11 protein-coding genes and 1 pseudogene are annotated in these 24839 nt (G+C 71.5%); 2 read left to right on the top strand and 10 right to left on the bottom strand.

The window, feature by feature from the left end:
• Positions 1-7: 7 nt before the first annotated feature.
• A complete protein-coding gene (locus tag JOM49_RS09815; RefSeq protein ID WP_209664010.1) occupies positions 8-1237 on the top strand; it encodes a glycosyltransferase in 1230 nt (409 codons plus the stop codon).
• Positions 1238-2043: 806 nt separating this feature from the next.
• Here the strand turns inward: JOM49_RS09815 and JOM49_RS09810 are convergent.
• Positions 2044-3252, bottom strand: a complete 1209-nt coding sequence (locus JOM49_RS09810) for a nucleotide disphospho-sugar-binding domain-containing protein (protein ID WP_209664009.1) — start codon at positions 3250-3252, stop codon at positions 2044-2046.
• A gap of 90 nt (positions 3253-3342) precedes the next feature.
• On the opposite strand from JOM49_RS09810, the gene JOM49_RS09805 reads away from it, so the two are divergent.
• Positions 3343-4641 carry an acyltransferase domain-containing protein gene (locus JOM49_RS09805; protein WP_209664008.1) on the top strand — a complete coding sequence of 433 codons (1299 nt, stop codon included), beginning with the start codon at positions 3343-3345 and terminating at the stop codon, positions 4639-4641.
• 40 nt (positions 4642-4681) lie between these two features.
• On the opposite strand, the gene JOM49_RS09800 is transcribed toward JOM49_RS09805, so the two are convergent.
• The 9 genes and pseudogenes from JOM49_RS09800 to JOM49_RS42885 form a co-directional block, all read right to left on the bottom strand.
• Positions 4682-5527 (bottom strand): phytanoyl-CoA dioxygenase family protein, encoded by an 846-nt coding sequence (locus JOM49_RS09800; protein WP_209664007.1) that lies wholly within the window; start codon positions 5525-5527, stop codon positions 4682-4684.
• A 5-nt stretch (positions 5528-5532) separates the two neighbouring features.
• Entirely contained in the window at positions 5533-5727 is a 195-nt protein-coding gene (locus JOM49_RS09795; RefSeq protein WP_209664006.1) for a ferredoxin, read from the bottom strand.
• A complete protein-coding gene (locus tag JOM49_RS09790; RefSeq protein WP_209664005.1) occupies positions 5724-6950 on the bottom strand; it encodes a cytochrome P450 in 1227 nt (408 codons plus the stop codon). The genes JOM49_RS09795 and JOM49_RS09790 overlap by 4 nt, the downstream gene beginning before the upstream one ends.
• A gap of 31 nt (positions 6951-6981) precedes the next feature.
• The gene (locus tag JOM49_RS09785; RefSeq protein WP_209664004.1) at positions 6982-8199 is read right to left on the bottom strand and encodes a cytochrome P450 family protein; all 1218 of its coding nucleotides are present in this window, start codon (positions 8197-8199) and stop codon (positions 6982-6984) included.
• Between the two features lie 21 nt (positions 8200-8220).
• Positions 8221-11427 (bottom strand): ACP S-malonyltransferase, encoded by a 3207-nt coding sequence (fabD, locus tag JOM49_RS09780; RefSeq protein ID WP_209664003.1) that lies wholly within the window; start codon positions 11425-11427, stop codon positions 8221-8223.
• Positions 11428-11438: 11 nt separating this feature from the next.
• Complete coding sequence (locus JOM49_RS09775) at positions 11439-12440, bottom strand: methyltransferase (protein WP_209664002.1); 1002 nt, start codon at positions 12438-12440, stop codon at positions 11439-11441.
• 16 nt (positions 12441-12456) lie between these two features.
• Positions 12457-15504 (bottom strand): non-ribosomal peptide synthetase, encoded by a 3048-nt coding sequence (locus tag JOM49_RS09770; RefSeq protein ID WP_209664001.1) that lies wholly within the window; start codon positions 15502-15504, stop codon positions 12457-12459.
• A 10-nt stretch (positions 15505-15514) separates the two neighbouring features.
• Positions 15515-16339: a hypothetical protein gene (locus JOM49_RS09765; protein ID WP_209664000.1), complete on the bottom strand. Its 825-nt coding sequence runs from the start codon at positions 16337-16339 to the stop codon at positions 15515-15517.
• 58 nt (positions 16340-16397) lie between these two features.
• Positions 16398-24839, bottom strand: a pseudogene (locus JOM49_RS42885) (SDR family NAD(P)-dependent oxidoreductase); the annotation flags it as partial.

Genomic DNA, 24839 nt, shown 5'->3' with positions numbered 1-24839 from the left:
GCCTGCCGTGAAGATCGCACTGGTCCCCTTCGGATCCCGCGGTGACATCCAACCGTTCCTGGCACTGGGCACCGCGCTGCGGGCGCGGGGCCACGACGTCGATCTGATCACCACGGGCAATTTCCGGGCGCTGGCCGGGGAAGCCGGGCTCACGCTGCAGGAGGTGCCCGGGGACACCGGGAACTTCTTCGAGCTCCCGGCGGTGGTGGAGTCGATCAGGAAGAGCCCGTCCGCGTTGCGGATGACGCGGAAGCTGCCGGACGTCGACGCCGCCACCTACGGCGAGGTGCTGGCCCGCATCGACGATGCCTGCGCCTACGCCGATTTCACGGTGAACGCCTTGTTCACCAAGGGGATCAACGTGGCGCGCGACGACCGGAACTGGTGCGCCACCTCGTGGTGGCCGGTGACGCCGACGCGGCACTTCCCCGCGTTCGGCGCGCCGGAGGTGCCGCTGGGCACGCCGTACCACCGGTTTTCGCACCTGGTCTCGGGGCAGGTGGAGTGGCTCAAGACACGGGCCATGGTCAACGACTTCCGGTCGCGGCGGGGGCTCGGCAAGCTCGGTTTGCGGTCGGCGTACCGGGATCTCGGGCATCGGACGCCGTTGCTCTACCCGTACAGCCCGGAACTGATCCCGCCGCCGCTGGACTGGCCCGCTGAGGCGCACGTGACCGGTTATTGGTTCTGGGAACGGGATTGGACGCCGCCGCCGGAGTTGGTGGAGTTCATGGAGACCGAGCCGAAGCCGCTGGTCGCCACGTTCGGCAGTACGTGGGCCGTGCACCGGGAGGACGAAACCCGGGCCGCGCTGCGCACCGCCGCCCGGCGAGCGGGACGGCGGATCGTCGTGGTCGGCGGCCGGCCGGAACCCTTGGACGACGGTGATTTCCACCTGCGCGAGGCGGACTACCGCTGGCTTTTCTCGCGTGCCGCCGCGGTCATCCACCACGGCGGGTACGGCACCACGGCCGAGGTGTTGCGGGCCGGGGTGCCGCAGGTGGTCGTGCCGACGTTCGCCGACCACCCGTTCTGGTCACGGCGGGTGCGGGCTCTGGGCGTCGGCTCGAAGCCGGTGCCGTTCCAGCGGCTAGCCCCAGAACCCCTGGCGGCGAGTGTGCTGGAAGCCCTGGGAAACCCGGCGATCGCGGCCAAAGCCGCCCAGGTCGGCACCCGCGTTCAAGCGGAGCGGGGTACGGAACTCGCCTGTGACCTGATCGAACGTCACCTGCACTGAGGCGTCAGCGCCCGAGGTTCTCTCCTTGAGGACCTCGGGCGCTTCGCTGCGAGGCTTGCCCTAGCACCGCTAGGCGATCTAGCACCGCTAGCCGATACAGCTAGCGTCGCTAGTCGGCCTAGCAACGCTAGCAATCCGCCGACCCCGCTCGCTAGCGCCGCTAGCGAGCAGTTCGGGCTGACTCTGGGCGGCGAGCGCACGCGTGTCTACAGCCACGCCAGAGCGGCGAGCCCCACACGAACCCAAGTGCGGAGTTCGGTGCCCGAACGTGGACTTCAGGCGCCCGAGTGTGGGACTCGGCTTCCTGAACGTGAGATTCGGACGCGCGAGCGTGGGACTCGAGCTCCTGAGCGTGGCACTCGGGTGCCCGAACGTGCGGTCCGAACGCGCGAGTTCGGCACTCGGGTGCCTGAACGTGGGGTTCGGGTGCCTGGGCGTGAGACACGGGCGCCTGAACGTGGGACTCACGTGCCCGAACGTGGGGTTCAGACGCCTGAATGCGGGGTTCGGCTTCCTGAACGTGAAGTTCGGACGCGCGAGCGTGGGACTCGGGCTCCCGAGCGTGAAGTTCGGACGTCTGGGTGCGGGGTTCGGGCGCCTGAACGTGGGGTTCGAACGCGCGAGTGTGGGACTCGGGTGCCTGAACGTGAGGTTCGGGTGTCTGGGTGTGGGGCTCGGGTGCCTGAACGTGGGGTTCGAACGCGCGGGTGTGGGGTTCGGGTGGCTGGACATGGGGGCGGGTGCCTGTGTGTGGGCGGCGCTGGAGGGGGTGGGCTGGGGGTGTGGGGTCTGAGGTGGGGGTGGGGTTAGGGGAGGTGGGTTAGGGCTTCGGCTACTTCGGGGGGGCTGGGTTGGGTGGCGATTTCGGTGGCCAGGTCGGCGGCGGCTTTGCGGGTGGGGTCGCCGGTGAGCAGCTCGTCGAGGCGCGTTCGGATGGTCTCCGGGGCGGTTTCGTTCTCTCCCAGCAGGATTCCCGAGCCTTGCCGGGCGAAGCGGGAGGCGGCGGTTTTGTGTTCGTGCATCAGCGCCAAGGTCAGCTGCGGCACCCCATAGCAAGCCGCGGTGAAGAGGGTGCCTGAGCCGCCGTGGTGCACGATGGCGGAGCACGTGGGCAGCAGCGCGTGCAGCGGGACCGAGGCCGCTCGCACGTTCGGTGGCAAGGGGCCCAAGCGCGGGCGGTCGGCGGGGCTGATGGCGACCACGACCTCGATGTCCAGCGGCGCGATCGCTTCGATGATCCGTGGCAGGCCGAAGAACTCGTCGCCCAGGGTCGCGGTGGAGGCCAGGCCCCAGGTCAGGGCGACCCGCGGGCGCGCCGGTTCGTCCAGTACCCAGTCCGGGATGACGCCGGCGCCGTTGTACGGGGTGTACCGCACCGGCAGCCTGCCGCTCGCCCCCGGGTACTGCAGGCTTTCCGGGCACGGGTCGACGGTGGCCACGGCCAGGTCGTCACGTGGGGTGGCGCCGTGTTCGGCGAACAGGCCGGTCAGCCGGTCCGGCCACGGGATCGCGGACCAGGGCATCTCCTCGGACGGCACGCTCGCGTCGAAACCCGAGCCGGGCAGGCGGAAGTGCCGCGTCGAGTCCACGCCCCACAGGTGCCGCACCGCGGGCACGCCGAGCACGTCGGCGGTCAGGAAACCCGCGTACGCCAAGGGATCCGACACCACCAGGTCCGGCTTCCACCGGCGCCCCAGTGCGATCAGGTCGTCGGCCATGGCGGCGGCGACGCGGGCGTAGTTGTCGATGGGCCCGGAGACCAGCGCGCCGAGCAGGCCCTCGCCGGGGCTGCGCTGCTCCAGCTCCAGCCACTTGCGGTTGCGCGACGAATCGGCGATCAGCTCGGGCCGTGTGTTCACCTCGACCACCGGCACCCCGGACGCGTCCACCACGGGCGCCACGTCCGCCCCGGTCGCCACCCGTACGTCGTGCCCGGCCAGCCGGGCCGCCCAGGCCAGTCCGGCGGTCGGGAAATAGTGGGTCGGGAACGGGAGCGGGACGAACAGCAAACGCACGGGTACTCCCTCGATCGGCGGGTGAATCCGACGTTACTTGCTCCTGTTCACCCAGACAAGATCCGCCATTTCCCTGGTATCGTCGAACCCGTGAATCCCTCCGCTCACCTTGTCCCGCTGGCCGCGCCGACGGCGGCCGGGTTGCACGAGTTGTTCCGCTCCCGCCTGGCTTTCCTGCGTGCCGACACCGCCGCTGACCTGCCCGTCAGCGAACCGCCGGGGCGCGGTGACCACCGGGCGGCATTCGTCGCGGGCAGTCGCGCGGAACTGATCGAGCAGCTCGAAGAAGCATTGTCTTCGACGCCGGAGAAAATCACCGAACCCGGAAAAATCGCATTCGTGTTCGCCGGGCAGGGTGCGCAATGGCACGGCATGGGCCGCGAACTGCTGGAAACCGAACCGGTATTCCGCGACGCGCTCGAAGAATGCGATCGGGCGATGCGCGAGCACGTGGATTTCTCCGTGCTGGAGCAGGTGCGCGCGAGCGAGGACGAGTCCCGGCTCGGCGAGATCGACGTGCTGCAGCCGACCGTGGTTTCCCTGCAGATCGCCTTCGCCGCGCTGTGGCGGCACTGGGGGATCCGGCCCGCCGCGGTCACCGGGCACAGCATGGGCGAGATCGCCGCCGCGCACGTGGCGGGCGCGTTGTCGCTGGCGGACGCGGCGATGGTCGCCTGCCGCCGGAGCGCGTTGCTGCGCCGGATCAGCGGCAAGGGCGCGCTCGCCATCACCGAACTCGGTGAGGCCGAAGCGCGCGAGCTGATCGAAGGTACCGAGGGCCGGGTCAGCATCGCCGGCTGCAACAGCCCTCGCTCCACCATCCTCGCCGGGGACGCCGCCTCCCTGGACCGGCTGGTCACCGTGCTCGCCGAGCGCGACGTCTACTGCAAGCTGATCCAGAACACGGTCGCCTCGCACAGCCACTACGTCGACGAGTTGCGCGAGGACCTCGATCGCGCGCTCGCCGGGCTGCGGCCGCGGGTGGCCGAGCTGCCGATCTACTCGACGGCGACGCTGGAAGTGCTGCGCGGGCCGGAAATCGGTGCCGGGTACTGGATGCGCAACCTGCGTGAGCCGGTCCGCTTCGCCGACGCCATCGGCAAGCTGCGGGCCGACGGGCACGAGGTGTTCCTGGAGATCAGCCCGCACCCGGTGCTGCTCACCCCCGCCCGCCAGTGCCTCGAAGGGCAGCGGGCGCACACGCTGCAGTCCGGGCGCCGCGGTGCCGAGCGGGAGTCCGTGCTGGGCTCGCTGGCCGAGTTGTTCGAACTCGGCTTCGACCCCGAGTGGAGCCGAGTGCTCGAAACGCGCGCCCCACGCCCTCGGCTGGCCAAGCGGCTCACGCCGTACCAGGACGCCCTGTACGACGCGGTGTTCGCCCGCCGGTGAAGCGGGACCGGGGCCGTCCGCGCGACGGCCCCGGCACAGCTCATACCTCAACGGGGTCCGCCACCAGGTGGTACGGATCCGCCGACTCGTGCCAGCCCAGGAACGGCGGGCAGGTGTTGTAGCCCAGCAGCCGCCGCACCTGCTCGGGGTACTCGCGCACGATCTCCCGCGGCACCGCCAGGTACTGGTTCTCCTCCTGCCGCATGTTGCCCGCGACCATCGACACGGTCAGCCCGGTGCGCGGGGTTTCGGCGGTGTTCCGCCCGCCGCCGTGGTACGTCCCGCCGACCCAGAGCAGCGCCGAACCCGGCTCCATCTCGGTGGCGATCGCGTCGGCCAGTTTCGGCGGCTGCTCGTCGTCCCAGCGGTGGCTGCCGGGGATGACCAGCGTGCCACCGTTCTCCGCGGTGAACTCGGACAGCGCCAGCATCATCTGCACGCGGCGGATCGGCGCCGGGTACGGGATGAGGTGCGAGCTGTCGTCGCGGTGCAGCGGCTGCTCGCCCTCCCCCGGCCAGATCTGGATCACCTGGCTGGCGCTGATCTGCACGTTCGGCGCCAGGCTCGCCTGCGCTTCGCCGAACCACACCTTCACCGGGCGCTCGATCAGCTTGCGCGCGGTGTCCAGGAACACCGGCTGGACCACCAGTTCGGCCAGGCGCGGGGCCCTGGCGAACAGCGAGGCGATGCGCTTGGTGCGGTGGCCGGAAAACTCGTCGGCACCGTAGTCACCGGACTCCAGCACGGGCTGCAGATCGGCCCAGAGACCGTCCAGCATGCTTTTGCCCGCGAAAGCCGTGACGATCGCGCCGCCGTCGGTTTCCAGGGTTTCGGCGACCTCGGCCGGGTCGGCGTCCGGGCCGAACCGCGTGAGGGAGGCACCCATGTCCGTCACTCCTTGATCTCGATGGCGCCGACCGGGCAGAGCGAAGCGGCCTGCCGGACCGCTCCCCGCTGCTCGGGGCTGGGGTGGGGGGCGAGCAGGACGACCGTGCCGTCCTCGTCGGTCTGGTCGAACACCTCGGGGGCGTTGAGCAGGCACATGCCGGAGCTGCAGCACAGCTCCGGGCGGACCGCGACCCTCACCGGGTCCGGTCCTCCCAGGTGACCGGCAGTTCGTGCACGCCGTAGATGATCGAGTCGCCGCGCATCCGCACCTCGTCCTCCGGCACCGCGAGGCGCAGGCCGGGGAACCGGGTGAACAACGCGGTCAGCGCGATCTTGAACTCGATCCGGGCCAGCTGCTGCCCCACGCACTGGTGCACGCCGTGGCCGAAGGCGAGGTGCCCCGGCCCGCTCCTGGTCAGGTCGAGCTCGTCGGCGTGGTCGTACACCTCGGGGTCGCGGTTGGCCGCGGACAGCGACACCAGCATCGCGTCGCCGGTCTTGAGCTGGTGGCCGTAGAACTCGAAGTCCTCCAGCGCGGCCCTGATCGACCCGATGTGCACGATGTTGAGGTACCGCAGCAGTTCCTCGGTCGCCGGACCGATCAGCGACGGGTCCGCCAGCAGCTTCTCCCGCTGCTCCGGTTCCCGCAGCAGCGCGTACACGCTCAGCGCCAGCTGGTTCGAGCTGGTGTCGTGCCCGGCCATCAGCAGCACGCTGCCGATGGTCATCAGCTCCTCGTCGGTGAGCTTGCCCTCCGCGGCGATCGTGCTGATCAGGTCGTCGCCGCCGCTGTCGCGCTTGGCCTGCACCAGTTCGGCCAGGAAGCCGCGCAGCCCGGCGAACCCGGCCATCGCCTCCTCCGCGCTGGAGTGCACGGTGAACACGGCCTTCGTCGCGTCGAGGAAGCGCTGCTGGTCCTCGGGGGCCACGCCGAGCAGCTCCGAGATCACCAGTGCGGACACCGGGTCGGCGAAGTCGCGCACCAGGTCGACCGGGCCGTCCGAGGGGGGCACGGCGGCGATGGCGTCCAGGTGCTGGTCGACGATCTCGGTGATCCGCGGTTCGAGCTGCCGCAGCCGCCGCAGGGTGAACCAGCCGGCGATGGACCTGCGGTAGTGCGTGTGCTCGGGCGGGTCCATCGCGGTGAACATGCCCGGCGGCACCTCGGCCGACGGCGACCCCATGCCCATCGGGATCGGTGCCCGCAGCAGGTCACCGCGGGAGCCGAACCGGCGGTCGGTCAGCACCGCCTTCGCCGCGGCGTGGCTGGTGGCCAGGTAGCCGACGTGCCCGTCGGGGTAGGTCATCCGGCTGACCGGCTGTTCGGCGCGCAGTTCGGCGAGCGCGGCGGGCGGGTCGAAGGGGCAGCCCGCCACGCGCTCGGTGGGCAGTACCGGTGCCTGCGGCACGGTCTCGGTCATCAGGCGAACTCCTGTTCTTCTGGGGCCGGATTCACTTGAGGTGCACCGGAAGGCGCTCCACCGCGCGCAGGAAGCGCGGGCCGATCTCGGCGGGGTCGACGGCGAGCCGCACGTCCGGGTAGCGGGCGAACAGCGTGTTGAGCGCGATCTCGGTTTCCGCGGTGGCCAGCGAGGCGCCGGGGCAGAAGTGCGCGCCGTGCGCGAAGCTCAGCTGCGGGTTGTCCTGCCGGGTCACGTCGAGCTTGCGCGGCTCGTGGAAGCGTTCCGGGTCGTTGTTGGCCGCGGCCACCACCAGCTGGATCTGGCCGTCGGCCGGGATGGTCACCCCGTCCAGCTCGATCGGCTCGGTGGCGAACCGGGGCAGCGCCATCTTGATCGGCCCGGCGTAGCGCATCAGCTCCATCACCGCGCGGACCGTGTCACCCGGGTTGTGCTTGACCAGTTCGAGCTGCTCGGGGTGGGTGAACAGGTTGTACAGGCTGAGCGCGATCGAATGCCGCACGGTGTCCAGCCCGGCCTGCACCAGGACCAGTGCCAGCGCGACCAGCTCGACCTGGTCCAGCTTCTCGGTCTGGTCGCTGATCCGGACGAGGTCGGAGATCAGGTCGTCGCCCGGCTCGGCGCGGCGGGCGTCGATGAGCCGCTTGATCGTGTCGATCATGCCGTGCAGCGAGGGCGGCAGCAGTTTCGGATCCGGGCGCAGGAAGGTGGTGAACACGCCGGTCCACTTGATCCACTGGTCGCGGTACTCGTCGTCGACGCCGAGCAGTTCGCAGATCATCGTGGTGGAGATCGGGTGCGCGTAGTCGGCGACCAGGTCGTTGACCCCGGCGGGGTCCATCCGGTCGAGCAGGCTGTTGGTCAGCTCCTCGATGCGCGGCCGCAGCGAGCGCACGCGCTTGGCCGAGAAGGCCGCGGTGACCAGGCCACGCACCCGCTGGTGGTCGTCCGGCTCCATGGTCATGATCGTCGAGTCGAAGTACTTCAGCAGTTCCTCGGGCACGCCGCGCTTGCGCATGCTGTCCAGGTGCACGCCCTCGGGCGGGTGGTTGCTCACCCGCGGGTCCGCGAGCAGGCCGCGCACCTGGTGGTACTTGGTCACCACGTAGACCTCGGCGTTGTCGGAGAACCGGCCGGGGCAGACGTCGCGCGGGCCTTCCAGCCAGCGCTTGGCGGCCTCGGGATCGCTGACGAACGCGGGGTCGGACAGGTCGAACTCGACGTTGTCCCAGGTGAAGGTTTCGGACATGGTTGGCCTTTCTCGGGTGGCTCAGACGACCGCGGCGGCGATCTCGGGCTGGCGGACGCCGGCGATCTCGGCGGCACCGGTCATGAGCAGGTCCGCCAGCCGGTCGGCGTGGCGGTCGCGCCAGTCGGCGAGGCCGGCCCCGGCCAGCCAGCGGTTGGCCGCGCCGAGCGCGGGCCCGCAGCCGAGCTGGTGGTCCAGCGCGCGGCCGGTGTCGCCGGTCACCGCCAGGCCGAGCGCGGTGTCGCAGTACCAGCGGAAGACCAGCGCCATCCGGCGCTTGGCGTCCGGTTCGGCACCGGCCGGGCGCACCTGCCGGTAGATCTCGTCGAAGGGGCGCTGGAAGTAGCGCTGTTCGAGCTGGGTGCGCACGGCCGGGTCGATGTCGGTCCAGTCGTCGTGCGTGCGCCACAGGTCGTACAGCTTGTTCGCCCTGGCGTGGAAGAGGTTGCCCTTCTTCACCACCCGAGTGCGCCCGCCCAGCTCGAACAGGTCGCCGAAGGGCGCGTAGGTGGTGTCGTGCACGTCCAGCTGCCGCAGGTAGTCCTTTGTAGACGGCGCGAGGGCGCTTTCCGCGGTGCACAGGTTGATCGAGCCGGTGAGCACGAAGTCGGCGCCGAGCACGAAGGCCGCGGCCGCGGCTTCCGGGGTGCCGATGCCGCCGCCCGCGCCCACGCGCACCGCCTTCAGCGACGGGTGGGCGCGCGCGAGTTCGTCACGCAGGTGCCGGACCGAGGGCAGGAGCGCGGAAAGCACGCCCATGTCGGTGTACCCGCCGGAATCGCCGACCGCGCACACGTCGTCGGCCATCGGGAGCCCGGCGGCGGCCTCGGCTTCCTCCGCGGAGATGGCGCCGGTGGCCCGCAGCCGGTCGACGAGTTCGCGCGGCACCGGCTCGAAGAACGCCTTCGCCACGTCCGGCCTGGTCACCTTGGCCAGCAGCTTGCGCGGGGTGTAGGCGAGGCCGTCCGGCAGGACCCTGGCGCCGGTGAGCCGGTAGCGCACCAGTTCCTCGGTGATCTGCACGTAGGTGGACACCTCGAGCGCGCGGATGTCGTGCGCCAGCATCAGGTCCACCACCCGGGCGGCGGTTTCCGCGGCGAACGGGTGGTAGGTGAGGTTGACGCCGAACGGCTTGCCGTGGCCGAGGCGCTGCCGCAGCGCGGTGAGGTCGGCGCCGACCTCGTCCGGCGTCCGCCCGCTGGTGCCGAGGAAGGACAGCAGGTTCGACTCGGCCAGGCGCGCGACGAAGTCCACCGAGGTGATCCCGCGGTACATCCCGCCGGCCACATACGCTTCCCGGAGGCCGTAGTCCTCGCGGAACGCGGCCGAACCGAGCTTGCCGCTGCGCGGGGTGCGTGGGGTGCGCGGCGGCCGGGGCGCGGGCGCGGGTTCCGGGACGAACGGCAGCGGTTCGGCCTGGATCTTCGCCACCAGCTTGGTGAGCACGTTGCCCGGCCCCACCTCGGCCGTGGTCAACTTCCCCTTGGCGAGCAGGTGACGCACGCAGTCGGTCCAGCGGACCGGCCCGGCGATCTGCCGGGTCAGCTTGTCGCGCACGTCGTCCTCGCCGTACGGCTGGGCGTCCACATTGGCCACCACGGGCACCTTCGGCGCGGCGAAGGTGAACCCGTCGAGGAACCGGCCGAACTCCTCGGCGGCCCCAGCCATGTAGCGGCTGTGGAACGGCGCGCTCACGTTCAGCCGCGCGCACCGGGCGCCCGCCTCGCTGAACACCGGGAGCGCGGCGGCGAGCACGTCCTCCGGTCCGGCGAGCACCAACTGGGCGTCGGTGTTGATGTTGGCGATGTCGAGCTCACCGAAGTCCGCGAGCAGTTCCCGCACCCGCTCGATCGGCAGTCCGGAGACCGCGGCCATGGTGCCGCCGGTCGCCCGGCTCATCAGCTCGCCACGCTTGTGGACCAGCCGCAGGCCGGTCTCGAAGTCGAACACCCCGGCGGCGAACAACGCGTCGTACTCGCCGAGGCTGTGCCCGAGCACGAAGTCCGGCAGGCGCGCGCCGTCGGCGAGGGCGGCCAGGTGGGTCAGCGCGTTCACCACGAACAACGCGGGCTGGGTGAACTCGGTGCGCTTGAGCTTGCGTTCGGGATCGTCGACGCACAGCTCACGGATGGAGTAGCCGAGCACCTGGTCGGCGATCGCGGTCAGCCGGGGGAAGCGGTCGAACAGCTCCCGGCCCATGCCCTTGACCTGGGACCCCTGCCCGGGGAACAGGTGCACGGTCAGCGTGCGGTCGGCCATCGGCCTCACCTCGGTCCTTTCCCGTGCCGCCGGGCGAGCGGCGAGCACTTTCTCGATCAGGGCGCCGTCGGTGGAGAACGGCGAGAGCAGCGGCAACGCCTGCGAGCCTTCGGTGAGCCGGGCGCGCACCAGGTTCGCCAGCGAGCCGGACGGGCCGAGGTCGAGGTAGAGCGACGGCTGCCCGTCGACCACCACGTCCAGCGTCCGGTCCAGGTCGAACGGGTCCCGCAGCACCTGCCACAGGTGCGCGGCGTCCGGCCGGGCCACCAGATCGACCGTGGTCCCCGAGATCAGGGGCACGGTCGGCTTTCGCAGGGAAAAGCCGGTCGCCAGGTCGGTGAAGCTTTCGGCGACCGGTTCGAGGTGCGAGGAGTGGAACGCGTACGGCACGGGAAGCCGCTGGTAGAGGACGCCTTTCGCGGCCAGGTGCCGTTCCGCGGCGTCCAGGTCGCCCGGGGTGCCCGCCACCACGAAGTTCGTCGGCGAGTTCACCGCCGCCAGTTCGCAGCGGCCGTGCAGCCCCGGGTCGGACTCGAACAGCGACACCTCGCCGAGCACGGCCAGCATGCCGCCCGGCGGGCACTCCCGGCCGAACAGCTCCGCCTGCCGCAGCAGCAGCCGCAGGCAGTCGACCGGGTCGGCGACGCCGGCCACCGCCGACGCCGCCACCTCGCCGAGGCTGGTGCCCACCACGAGGTCCGGCACGAAACCGTGTGACCGCAGCATCTGGGCCAGCGCGTATTCGAGCATGAAGATCCCCGGCTGGGTGAACCGGAAATCGTCGAACGGCTCGCCGGGGCCACCCCCGTGGTAGAGCCGCTCCACGACCGAGTCCCCGCGTTCCTCGCGCACCACGGCGTCGAGTTCGTCGAGCACCCGGCGGAACTCGGGCTGGTGCCGGTAGGCCCAGTGCCCCATCCGGTGGTACTGGGTGCCCTGCCCGGCGAACAGGAACACGGTGCGCGTCATCGGTTCGCCCTTCAGCCCGCGGCGAGCTCGCACTCGAGCACCTTGTGCCCGGTGAGGAGCCTGGCCACCGACAACACCGCGAACCCGGCTTCGCCGAGCGCCTTGCGCATCTCGTCCTCGTCGAGGCCGAGGGTGCCTTCGTCGCAGGCGAGCACCTGGAACATCGCGCGCCAGCCGTCGAAGTCGGACTCCACCAGCGGCTCGACCACCAGCAGCCGTCCCGGCCGGTCGCTCGCCGCGATGGCCTTGGCGACCGTGCCGAGGATCCGCACGCAGTTGTCGAAGGTCCAGTCGTGCAGGACGTTCTTCAGCACGTACCGGTCACCGCCGGTCGGCACCTCGGCGAAGAAGTCGGCCGGGGCGAACGAGATCCGCTTGGCCAGTGCCGGGTCGACCTCGGCCAGCTTCGCCTTGCCGCGCTCGCACACGCTGGCGCGATCGGCGACGACGCCCTCGATCTCCGGGTTCGCCGCGAGGATGCCGGGCAGCAGGCCACCGCTGCCGCCGCCGACGTCGATCACCTTCCGCACGCCGGAGAAGTCGTGGTGCTTGGCCAGTTCGTGGCCGACTGGGCGCGCCAGGTCGACCATGCCGCGGTCGAACAGGTCCGCGGTTTCCGGCTGCTGCTCGAGGTATTCGTACAGCGTGGCGCCGAAGCGCTTCTCGAACCCGGACTTGCCGGTGCGCACGGTGTAGCCCAGTTCGGCGAAAGCGTCGTCGTAGAGGCCCGCCGAGAGGATGGCGAAGTTGCGCTGCGAGATCGGGTGGTCCGAGCGCAGCGCCTCGAACGCCTCGCCTATCTTGAAGTCACCGTTGTCGTCGCGCACCACCACGCCCGGCACGGTCAGCATCTGCAACAGGCGGAGCATGACGTCCGGGTGCGAACCGGTGCGGCGGGCCAGTTCCTCGGACGACATCGCACCGCCGTCGAGGATGTCCGCGAGGCCCAGTTCGGCGGCCACGCCCAGCGCCCTGGCGAACCAGCCGCTCACCGCGAGTTTGGCGATCTCCATGAGTTGTCCTTTCCTGCTAACGGGATTCGGTGATGCGAGCCGCCAGTGCGGTCGGCGTCGGGTGCTCGAAGACGTCGGTGAGCTTGAGGCGCACGCCCAGCTCGCCCTTGACCCGCTGGGCGAGCTGCACGCCGAGCAGCGAATGCCCGCCCTCGGCGAAGAAGTGCGACTGAGCGCCGAGATCGGTGCGGCCCAGCAGGTCACGCCACATGACGATCAGCTGGTCCACCAGTTCGCCCGCGCTTCCCGAGGTGTCTTCGCCCTGGCCGGTCGTGGGTTGTTCGGCGGCGAGCTTCGCCAGCGCGAGGTAGTCGACCTTGTCGCTGCCGGTCCGGGGGAACTGCTCGATCGGGATGAACCGGTGCGGCACGACCGCGCGCGGCAGCAGCTCGCGGGCGTGGGCCCACAGGTCCTCGATGCCGGCGGACAGGCCCTTGACGAACGCGGCCAGCACCCCGTCGTTGCCGGGGTCGCCGACCACCACGACCGCGGCGGCTTCGACCGCCGGGTGCGCGTTCAGCACGGCTTCGACCTCGCCGAGTTCGATCCGGTTGCCGCGCAGCTTGATCTGGCGGTCCTGCCTGCCCTGCAGGTCGAGGCGGCCGTCGTGGGTCCACCTGGCCACGTCGCCCGAGCGGTAGAACCGGCCGTGCACGGGGTGCTCGCCGAAGCGGTCGGCGGTCAGTTCGGGCCGGTCGTGGTAGCCCTCCCCGACCCCGACGCCCGCCACGCAGAGTTCGCCGCGCAGCCCGGGCGGCAGTTCCTCGCCGTGCGGGCCTTCGATGAACACGGTGGTGTTCGCGATCGGCCCGCCGACATCGACCCGGCCGGACACCCCGGCTTCGACGCGCCCGGCGGTGGCCCAGATCGTGCTTTCGGTGGGGCCGTAGACGTTGAACACCCGGGCCCCGGTGGCGACCAGTTTCGCGGCCAGCTCCGCCGGGATCGGCTCGCCGCCGGTGAGCAGCGTGCAGCCGTCGAGCTTTTCGGCGACCACGTCGGCGACGAGCCGCCAGGTGGTCGGGGTGGCCTGGAGGAAGCGGATCTCGTGGCGCTGGAGCAGATCGAGCAGGACCGCGCCGTCGGAGCGGGCCTCGTCCGGCGCGACCACCAGGTGCCCGCCGGTGACCAGCGGCATCATCAACTCGATCGCCGAGGTGTCGAAGCTGAAGGTGCTCAGCCAGGCCGCCGGGGTTTCGGCGGTGAAGCCGAACTCGGTGACGTAGCCGTCGATGACGTTGGCCAGGCTGCGGTGCCGGATGGGGATGCCCTTGGGCCGTCCGGTCGAGCCCGAGGTGTAGATCAGGTACGCGGTGCTCAGCGGGTCGACCTCGGGTGCTTCGACCGGCTGGCTCGCCGCGGTGGCCACGTCGACCATCGGCGTGCCTTCGTGGCCTTCCGGGGCTTTCAGGCCGGGGCCGACCAGTACCGTCCGCGCGCCCGAGTCCTCCAGTTGGTAGCGGATGCGCTGCTCGGGGTGGTTGGGGTCGAGCGGCATGTAGGCCGCGCCGGCCAGCCAGACGCCGAACACCGAGGCCGCCAGCTCCGGGCCGCGCTGCGCGTAGAGCGCCACCACGTCGCCGCCGCGGACGCCCGTCTCGGCCAGCCGGTCGCGGGTCGCCACCGCCGCTGACCACAGCTGCGCGTACGTGACCTGGTGTTTCCCGTCCACCACCGCCACCGCGTCCGGCCCCGACCTGCTTTTGCCCGCAAAAGCCGACAGCACCGATTCGTAGGCCAGTGGGCGTTCGGTGTCGTTGGCCGCGGCGATCACTTCGCGGTCGCGCTCGGACCAGACGGGCAGCTCGCCCAGCGGCCGGTCGGCGTCCGCGGCGACGGCGACCAGCAGCGCGTCGTACCGGTGGAGCATCGACTCGACGTCGGCCCGGTCGAGCACGCCGGTGTAGAACACGCCGCGCACGCCCAGCGAGCCCTGGCTGGAGGTCACGAAGAACTCCAGGTCGAACTGGCTCGACCCGTTCTCCACCACGAGCAGCCGCGCGGGCGCGCCGTCGAGCTTGAACTCCTTCTGGCCCTGGTCGAAGGGCACGTAGTTGAACGCGTGCCGGAACAACACGTTGCGCCACGACGAGTCGGCGCGCTCGACCACTTCGAGGAGCTGGTCGGCGGCGAAGTCCACGTGCGCCATGGCGTCGAAGAAGGTGCGCCGCGCGTGTCCGGCCAGGTCGCGGAAGCTCAGCGCGCGATCCACCAGCAGGCGCAGGGTGAGGATGCTGCTGTGGTACCCGATCGCGCCGGCCGCCGACTTGTCGCGGGTGTTGACCGGCGAACCGACGGTCAGGTCGGGCCCGGCGCCGTGGGCGGCGAGCAGCAGGCCGTATGCGGCCAGGAGCACCACCGATTCCGGCGCGCGGACCTCGCGCTGCAGCTGCTTCACCGCGGCCTGCGCCGCCGGGGACAGCTCGTGCGTCACCTCGTCGCCGTCCAGCGTGGTGTCGCCGGGTTCCCGCTGCTCGCAGCGGAGTTCGAGGGCCGAGGAGTCGAAGCCGCGCATGTTCTCGCGCCAGAACCGCTCGCTCTTCTCGCTGCCCGCGGGTTCCGTCCACGCCGGTACCTCGTCGGCGTGCACCGGTTCGCCGCCCGCGTCGTAGCAGGCGACGAACTCCTGGAGCAGGATCGTCGTCGACTGCACGTCGGAGATGCCGTGGTGCAGGGCGACGCAGCAGACGTCACCGTCCGGCCGGGGGAAGTGGCCCACGCGCAGCAGCGGTGAACCGTCGGCGTGGAACGGGCGCGCGACGAACCCGGTCAGCTGCTCCGGCAGGTCGTCCACGTCGCTGGCCACCTGCTCGACGGCGACTTTGACCTGCTCGGCGGGCAGAAATTCCTTCGTCAGCCCGGATTCCTCGTCGTGGAAGACCGTGCGCAGCACCTGGAAGCGCCGCAGCAACGCGGAAACGGTGTCCTGCAGCCGCGCGGGGTCGAGCTCGCCGTCCACGGCGAAAGCCAGCGAAAGGTTGTTCACCCCGCTTTCGGGCACGAACTTGTCCAGCAGCCACAGGCTGACTTCCTTGCCGGTGGCCGCGACCCGGGTGCCGGTCATCATCTTTTCCTTACTTGGTGAGGATTTCGGCGACGGCCTTGGCGGCGTCGTCGGTGCGGAGCAGGTCACGGTGTTCCACGTCGAAGCGCAGTTCCTCGGCGACGAAACCGGGCTCGCCGCCCTGGCCCGACGAGCGCAGGCGGTTCAGGCCACTGCCGGGGCTGGTCGAGCTGATCGCGGTGGCGCGGGCCCAGCCGGGTCGCGGGTCGATGTTCGACGCGACGCTCAGGTAGGCCATGAACGAGCCGACCAGCGAGATCAGCTCCTCGGCGAACTCCGGCTCCATGCCGGTGCGCGCCAGCGCCTTCTCGCCGAGCGGGCGGAACATCTCGAACAGGTTCGCGGCGAATTCGGCCGGGGTGACCCCGTCCGCCTTGGCGAGGCGCTGGGCCTCCTGCTCGATGTAGGTGAGCTCGTCGGCCTCGAGGACCGTGGTCATGTTGCCGATCACGCGGCCGAACTGGAGGTGCACGGTCGGCACGTCGACCAGCTCGGGGTCGAACACCACGATCGACGGCGCACCGTCCTGCCAGCGCGCGATCTCCTGGGCCAGCGCGCCCGCGAACACCGAACCGGCGCAGTAGCCGAGCACCGAGCGGACGCGGTACCCGCTCTCGCGGATCTCGGTCAGCCACGGGCGCAGGTAGTCGGCCGGGTCCAGGTCCGTGCCGGGGGCGACGACCGGCGGCACCGTCTGCCAGAGCTGGCAGTCGAGGTCGAGGCGCGGGGCCAGCTCGGTGAAGCCGCCCTCGTTGCGGCCGCTCACCGGGAAGTCCGTGGCGAGCACGACCTCCGGTGACTCGGCGTCGTGCACGATCTGCCACTGGGTGGACATGGTGATCTTCCCTTCGGTTGCGGGGTCAGCCGGCCAGTTCGGCGGCCAGCCGCTCGGTCAGCGCGGCCGGGGTGGGGCACTCGTAGAGCAGGTCGGCGGGCAGGTCGAGCCCGGTCAGCTCGGTGAGGTGGTTGCGCAGCTCGACGGCCGCAAGGGAGGACAGGCCGAGGTCCATCAGGTCCGCCTCGACGTCGATCTCCTCGCCGGAGCCGTAACCGAGCACGGAGGCGACGAGGTTGCGGACGCCGGTCGCGAGCACGTCACCCAGCTCGGCACCTTCGAGGTCGTCGAGCTTTTCGCGGACAGACGGTTCTTGGGTGCTGGTGCCGCGCGCATAGATGCCGTCGGGGCGGATGCGGAACTCGCGGTGACCGCCGGGCTCGGCGAGCACCGCGCAAAGCCGGGCACGGGCTTTCGCGTCCGGCTCGGCAGGCAACTCGACCCGGTTGCCGCCGTCCGCCGGACTCACCCCCACCGCCCAGACGGGCGCCCCGACCCCCGCGTCCCCCAACGCCCCGACCAGGGCGGATGCTTCTGCGGGCAAAAGCAGGTTCAGTACTCCGTCCGCAGGTCCAGCCAGCTTTTGGGCCAGCCGGACCCGGCTCTCGGCCGGATCGTGCACGACCACCCGAAGCTGCGCTCCCTGCCGCGCGAGCGTGCCGAGCAACGCGTCGTGATCGCCCTCGGGGACCACCACGAGCCACTGCCCGGAGAGCGTCGCGTCCGGGTCCGGGATCGGCTGCCAGTCGTCCTGGCGCAGGCGCGCGAGCAGCTCCCCGACGGTGTCCTCGGCGTCGAGCCCGAGCGTGCCGATGAGCGTTTCGAGGTCGGTGTCCGGCCGCGCGGGCGTCCGCTCGGGCCAGTACCGGGTGCGCTGGAACGGGTAGGTCGGCAGGTCGAGCCGCTGCCCGGCCAGCCACGGGTAGACCGCGTTCCAGTCGACTTCCGCGCCGTGCACGTAGGCCGTGGCCAGTGCTTCGGTGACGGTCCGCACCTCGTCGCGCTCGCGGCGCAGCGCGGGGGCCAGCATCGCGGGCTTCGGCCCGCTCTCGGCCACCATCGCCGACAGCACGCCGTCCGGCCCCAGCTCCAGCCAGCCGGTGACGCCGTTTTCCCGCAGGGTCGCCACGGCGTCGCCGAAGCGGACCGGCGCGGCGGCCTGGCGGATCCAGTAGTCCGGCGTGGTCAGTTCGGTGGCGGCCTCGCCGGTGACCGTGGAGATCAACGGGAGGTGCGGCGGCCGGAGTTCGAGCGTTTTCACCAGCTCACCGAAGGCGTCGAGCATGGCGTGCATCCGCGGCGAGTGGAACGCGTGGCTGACCTTCAACCGGGTGGTCTTGTGCCCGTCGGCGGCGAGCGCTTCGGCGATCTCCAGCACGGCGGCCTCGTCACCGGAGAGGACCACCGACGCCGGACCGTTGACCGCGGCGAGCGCCACCTCCTGCTCCCGGCCCGCGAGCAACGGCAGCACGTCGGCCTCCGCGGCCCGCACCGAAACCATCGCGCCACCCGTGGGCAGCTCCTGCATCAACCGGCCCCGCGCGGCGACCAGTTTCGCGGCGTCGGCCAGGTCGAACACGCCCGCGACGTGCGCGGCGGCCAGCTCGCCGACCGAATGCCCGGCGACGAAGTCCGGCCGGACGCCCCACGATTCGAAGAGGCGGAACAACGCGACCTCGACGGCGAACAGGGCAGGCTGGGTGTAGCCGGTCTGGTCGAGTTCGGCGCTCTGGATGACCTCGGCGGTCGGATTCGGGAGGTGCTGGTCGAGCTCCGCACACACCTCGTCGAACGCCTTCGCGTAAGCCGGGTAGGTGGCGTGGAGCTGCATGCCCATACCCACGCGCTGACTGCCCTGGCCGGTGAACAAGGCCGCGACGCGACCGCCGTCGGCCGTGCCGGTGATCCACCGCTTCTTGTCGGCCGCCGCTTCGAGCCACTCCTCGCGGCTCTCGGCGATGATCGCCGCGCGATGCCGGAAGGCTTCACGCGTCGTCCCGACCGCGTGCCCCAACTCCGCCGGGCCTACGTCTTCCCGCTCACGAAGCACGTCCGCCAGCGCCCGAACCTGCCGCTCCACCGCCCCCTCATCACGCCCGGACACCCCCACGAACCCGCCGGATGCTTTTGCGGGCAAAAGCTGATCGGGGGATGAAAGGTGCTGGTCAGAGGCTTGTTCGAGGACGACGTGGGCGTTCGTGCCGCTGATGCCGAAGGAGGACACCCCGGCCCGCCGCGGCCGTCCGGTCTCCGGCCACGCGGTCGCTTCGGTGACCAGCCGGACGTGCCCGGCCGACCAGTCGACGTGCGGCGACGGCTCGTCGGCGTGCAGGGTCCGCGGCACCGTGCCCGCCCGCAAAGCGAGCACCGCCTTGATCACCCCGGCGACCCCCGCCGCCGCCTGCGTGTGCCCGAGGTTCGATTTCACCGACCCGAGCAGCAGCGGCCGGTCCTCCGGCCGGTCCTGCCCGTAGGTCGCCAGCAGCGCCTGCGCCTCGATCGGGTCGCCCAGTTCGGTGCCCGTGCCGTGCGCCTCCACCACGTCGACCTCGGCCGCGGACAACCCGGCCGACGCCAGCGCCTGCCGGATCACCCGCTGCTGAGCCGGGCCGTTCGGCGCGGTCAGCCCGTTCGACGCGCCATCGGAGTTGACGGCGCTACCGCGCAGGATCGCCAGCACCGGGTGCCCGTTGCGCCGGGCGTCCGAAAGGCGTTCGAGCAGGACCAGGCCCGCCCCCTCACCCATCGCGGTGCCGTCGGCGGAGGCCGAGAACGCCTTGCACCGGCCGTCCGCGGCGAGCCCGCGCTGCCTGCTGAAGTCGACGAAAACGGCGGGCGTGGACAGCACGGTCACCCCGCCGGCCAGCGCCAGCTCGCATTCGCCGCCGCGCAGCGCCTGCGCCGCGAGGTGGATGCTCAGCAGTGACGACGAACAGGCCGTGTCGACGGTGAGCGCGGGCCCCTGCAGGCCGAGCGCGTAGGCCACCCGGCCGGACACCAGGCTCGCGGAGTTCCCGGTGCCGAAGAACCCTTCCTGATCTGCGGGAACGGCGTCGAGCAGCTGGCTGTAGTCGTTGTACATCACCCCGGCGAACACGCCGGTCCGGCTGCCGCGCAGCGTGCCCGGCGCGATCCCGGCCCGCTCGAACGCCTCCCAGGAGGTCTCCAGGAGTAGCCGCTGCTGCGGGTCCATCGACAGCGCCTCACGCGGTGAGATGCCGAAGAACGCCGGGTCGAATTCGCCGACGGCGTCGACGAAACCGCCGTGCCGCGCGTAGGAGGTGCCGGGGTTGGCGGGGTCCGGGTCGTACAACCGGTCCAGGTCCCAGCCGCGGTCGGCGGGGAACTCGGAGATCGCGTCGCGGCCTTCCTCCAGCAGTCGCCAGAGGTCCTCGGCGGAGTCCACGCCGCCGGGGTAGCGGCAGCTCATCGCGACGATGGCGATCTGGTCGTCGTCCACGCGCGCGGGGGCGCGGGAGGTGGTGACCTCGGCGGCGCCGGTCAGGCGTGAGCGCAGGTGGGTGGCCAGCGCGGTCACCGTCGGGTAGTCGAAGGCGAGGGTGGCGGGCAGCCGGAGGCCGGTCGCCGCGCTGAGCCGGTTCCGCAGTTCGACCGCGGTGACCGAGCCGAAGCCGAGGTCGGAGAACGCGCGATCCTGTGGCACCGAGGCCGCGCCGTCGTACCCGAGCACCACGGCGACCTGCGCGGACACCAGGTCGCGAAGGAGGCGCACACCGTCCTCTTCGGACTGTCCGGCGATCTTGCGCGCCAGCTCGGACCCGTGCGCGGTGTCGCCCTCGGCGGTGCGTCGCGTGGTCACGCGGACCAGTCCCCGCAGCAACGGCGGCACGAGCGCCCCACCCTGGCGAGCCTGCGCACGGAGCGCGTCCAACTCCAGGCGGACCGGAACCAGGACGGCTTCGTCCGTGGTCAGGGCCTCGTCGAACAGCGCGAGGGCCTCGGAGGTGGACAGCTCGCCGAAGCCCGTGCGGGCCATGGTGCCGTCGACCTGCTCGGTGAGTTCGCTGCGCTGCTCCCACAGACCCCAGGCGAGGGAAACGGCCGGGAGCCCAGCGGCCCGGCGCTGCCGCGCCAGCTCGTCGAGCACCGCGTTGGCGGCCGCGTAGTTGCCCTGCCCGAGCCCGCCGAACACCCCGGCGGCCGAGGAGAACAGCACGAACATCCGCACCTCCCCCACCAGTTCATGCAGGTGGAGGGCCGAATCTGCTTTTGCCCGCAAAAGCAGGTCGAGCCGTTCGGGGGTCAGGGAGGTGATCAGTCCGTCGTCGAGCACGCCTGCCGCGTGCACCACTCCGGACAGCGGTCGGCCGGCCGGAACGGTCGCCAGCAGCTCGGCGAGCGCGTCCCGATCGGCGACGTCGCAAGCCGCCAGCGTGACCTCGGCGCCCAGCTCGCGCAGTTCCCCGACCAGCTCGGCGGCACCCGGCGCGTCCGCGCCTCGTCGGCTGGTCAGCAGCAGGTGCTTCACGCCGTGCTCGGCGACCAGGTGCCGGGCGACGAGCCCACCCAGCGTGCCGGTGGCCCCGGTGACCAGCACCGTCTCCTCGCCCCACGAGCCGCGGTCAGCTTTTGCGGGCTTTTTCCGCACGAGCCGAGGAGCCAGAAACTCGCCCTCGCGGAAGACGAGTTCCGACTCATTTTCCGTCAGCGGGATCTTCTGGCCGTCGACTTCGCCGTCCACCAGCATGAAACGGCCGGGGTGCTCGGTCTGCGCGGACCGCACCAGCCCGTGGACCGCGGCGTGCGCGAGGCCGCCGTGGGTGACCAGCACCAGCTTCGCCGCCGCGAACCGGTCAGCGGCCAGGAACTCCTGGATGAGCGCGAGCGCGTGATGGGCGGCTTCGTGCGGGTCGTGGGTCGGCGGGCAGTTGACCAGCACGAATTCGCCGTCCACCTGTTCGGGCAGCTCAGTGCCGACTGTCCAGGCCCGGTCGCTTGCTGACACCGGCACCAGGTCGACGCCGAACAACGCGTCCATACCCGCTTCGATCGGGGCGAAAGCGCGGACAGCCAGCCCGTCCGCAGAGCACACCGGAGCACCCGCCGGGTCGGTCGCTTCGACGCGAACCGTGTTGGGCCCGGCCGCGGTGAGGCGCACGCGCAACGCGGTCGCCCCCTCGGCGTGCACACGGAGGCCGGACCATGAGAACGGGAGCCAGAGCTGTCCGTCGGCGGGGTGGAAAATGCCGAGCGCGAGCGGGTGGAGCGCGGCGTCCAGCAGTGCCGGATGAAGCGCGAACCCACCGGTCTCAGTGCCCTCAGGCAGCCCAACCTCCGCGTAAACCTCCTGGTCACGGACCCAGACCTGCTTTAGCCCGCAGAAGCTTGCGCCGTAGTCGAGGCCGCTGGTGGCGAGGCGGGTGTAGAGGTCGGCGACGTCGTGCGGGGTCGCGTCGGCGGGAGGCCATTCCGGGATCGAGGGGTCGGCGGTCGCGTCGTTTTCGGCCAGCACGCCGGCCGCGTTCCGCACCCACTCCCCCTGTGCCCGCGAGTGCACCTCGACCATGCGGCGGCCGTCCGCGTCCGGCGCGGCGGCGGTCACCCGCACCCGCACCTCACCCCGTTCCGGGACCGCGATCGGCGCCTCGAAGACGAGGTCCTCGACCACCGGGCAGCCGACCTCGTCACCGGCACGCACGGCCAGTTCGGCGACCGCCGTCCCCGGCACGAGCACCTTCCCCGCCACCACGTGGTCGACCAGCCAGGGGTGCGTCCGCAGCGACAACCGCCCGGTCAGCACGGTCGCGCCGGTCGCCGTCTCGACGACCGCGCCGAGCAGCGCGTGCCCGGTGTCCTCCAGCCCGAACGCCTCCGCGCCCGCCCCCGTGTCCTCGGCGCTCGCCCAGAACCGCTGGTGCTGGAAGGGATAGGTGGGCAGTTGCACGCGCCGGGTCGCGGGCACCGTCGGCGTCCAGTCGAGCGCGCCTCCGCCGGTGAAAAGCTCCGCCATCGACGTCCGAAAACGCGTCAGGTCACCCTCGTCACGACGCAGTGAACCGGCGAAGCACGCGTCGATTTCGGCGGCATCGGCGGTCTCGCGCATGCCCGCGACCAGCACCGGGTGCGGGCTGGCCTCGACGAACGCACTGAACCCCTGGTCGAGCAGGGCACCGACCGCGCTGGCGAACTCGACCGTCTGACGCAGGTTGCGGTACCAGTACTCGGCGGTCATCACCGAGGTGTCGAGCCAGGCGCTGTCGACGGTGGAATAGAACGGGATGTCGGCGGTCTTCGGCGAGATCGGCCCCAGAACGTCGAGCAACTGATCATGCAGGGCTTCGACGTCGGCGGAATGCGATGCGTAGTTCACGTCAACGCGCTTGGCCCGGATTTCCTCGGCCTCGCATTCGGCGATCAGCTCGTCGAGCGCCGCGTTCTCGCCGGAAACGACCACCGAGGCGGGCCCGTTCTCGGCCGCCACCGACAGGCCCGGCCAACGCGCGATACGGGCGTTGACCTGGGCGACCGGCAGCGAAACCGACGCCATGCCGCCCCGACCGGCGATCACGCCCAGCGCCTGGCTGCGCAACGCCACCACGCGAGCGGCATCTTCCAGCGAAAGCGCGCCGGCCACACACGCGGCGGCGATCTCGCCCTGGCTGTGGCCGAGCACCGCGTCCGGCCGCACGCCGCCGGCCTGCCACAACGCGGCCAGCGAGACCATCACCGCGAACAGCGCCGGCTGCACGACGTCGGCACGATCCAAACCGGGCGCACCCTGTTCCCCGCGGAGCACGCCGAGCAGGGACCAGTCCACGAACGGCTTCAGCGCCTGCTCGCACTCGGCCATGCGCGCGGCGAACACCGGCGAGGCCTCGACCAGCTCCAGCGCCATGCCCGGCCACTGCGACCCCTGGCCGGGAAAGACGAACGCGACCTTGCCGGGCGGCCCGGCGACCCCTTCGACGACCTGCGCCGAGGGCGCGTCGTCAGCCAGCTCGCGGAGTCCTCGGAGGAAGCCGTCGCGGTCCTCGGCGAGCACCACCGCACGCTGCCCGTGCACCGCCCTGGTCGCCACGAGCCCGTGTGCGACTTCTGCGGGCAAAAGCATTTCGGTGGCGCTGACCTGCGTGAACAGGCGGGCTGCTTGGGCTCGGAGGGCTTCCCGGGTCTTCGCGGACAGCACCCACGGGATGGGGCCGGGGCCGGGTTCGACGGGCTCCGGGGCGGCCTCCTCCGGCGCCTGTTCGAGGATCACGTGCGCGTTCGTGCCGCTCACCCCGAACCCCGAGACGGCCGCCCGCCGCACGCGTCCGGTCGAAGGCCACGGCGTCGCTTCGGTGAGCAGCCGCACGCCGCCGCGGGACCAGTCGACGTGCGCGGTCGGCGAGTCGACGTGCAGCGTTCGCGGCAGGGTTCCCGCCCGCAGCGCGAGGATCATCTTGATCAACCCGGCCGCCCCGGCCGCGGCCTGTGTGTGGCCGAAGTTCGACTTGATCGAGCCGAGCCACAGCGGTTCGTCCCGCTCCCGGCCGTAGGTCGCGAGCAGCGCCTGCGCCTCGATCGGGTCACCCAGTTTGGTCCCGGTGCCGTGCGCCTCGACGGCGTCCACGTCGCCGAACTGGAGTCCGGCGTCGCGCAGCGCGTCGCCGATGACCCGCTGCTGGGACGGCCCATTCGGCGCGGTGAGCCCGTTCGACGCGCCATCCGAGTTGACCGCGCTGCCGCGCACGATCGCCAGCACCGGGTGCCCGTTGCGCCGTGCCGCGGAAAGCCGTTCCAGCACCAGCACGCCGACGCCCTCGGACCACCCGGTCCCGTCGGCCGCCTCCGCGAACGACTTGCACCGGCCGTCCGGGGCGAGCCCGCGCTGCCTGCTGAACTCGACGAACGTCGCGGGCGTGGCCATCACCGTGACCCCGCCGGCCAGCGCCAGCTCGCACTCGCCCCGGCGCAGTGAATCGGCGGCCAGGTGCAGCGTGACCAGCGAGGACGAGCACGCCGTGTCGACCGTGAGCGCCGGACCCTCCAGCCCGAGCTGGTAGGCGACCCGGCCGGAGACCACGCTGCCGGCGCCCGAACTGCCCGCGTAGTCGTGGTACATCACGCCGGCGAACACGCCGGTGCGGCTGCCCTTGAGCGAGTCGGGCGCGATCGTCGCGCGTTCCAGCGCCTCCCACGAGGTCTCGAGGAAGAGCCGCTGCTGCGGGTCGGTGCCCAGCGCCTCCTTCGGTGACATGGAGAAGAACGCGGCGTCGAAGTCGGCGGCGCCGGTGAGGAAACCGCCCTGCTTGGTGTAGGTGGTGCCCGGATTGCCGGGTTCGGGGTGGTACAGCCGCTCGATGTCCCAGCCGCGGTCGGCGGGGAACTCCGAGATCGCGTCCGAGTCGGACACCAGCAGGTCCCAGAGCTGCTCCGGGGAACCGACGCCGCCCGGGTAGCGGCAGCCCAGGCCGACCACCGCGATCGGGTCGTCGCGGTCGGCGGCCGGACGCCCGGCGAGCTCCTGGCGGGCGTGGTAGAGCTCGGCGGTCACCCG

It is taken from the genome of Amycolatopsis magusensis (genome assembly GCF_017875555.1).
Lineage (GTDB): Bacteria > Actinomycetota > Actinomycetes > Mycobacteriales > Pseudonocardiaceae > Amycolatopsis > Amycolatopsis magusensis.
This window is presented reverse-complemented; position numbering and strand designations above follow the sequence as displayed.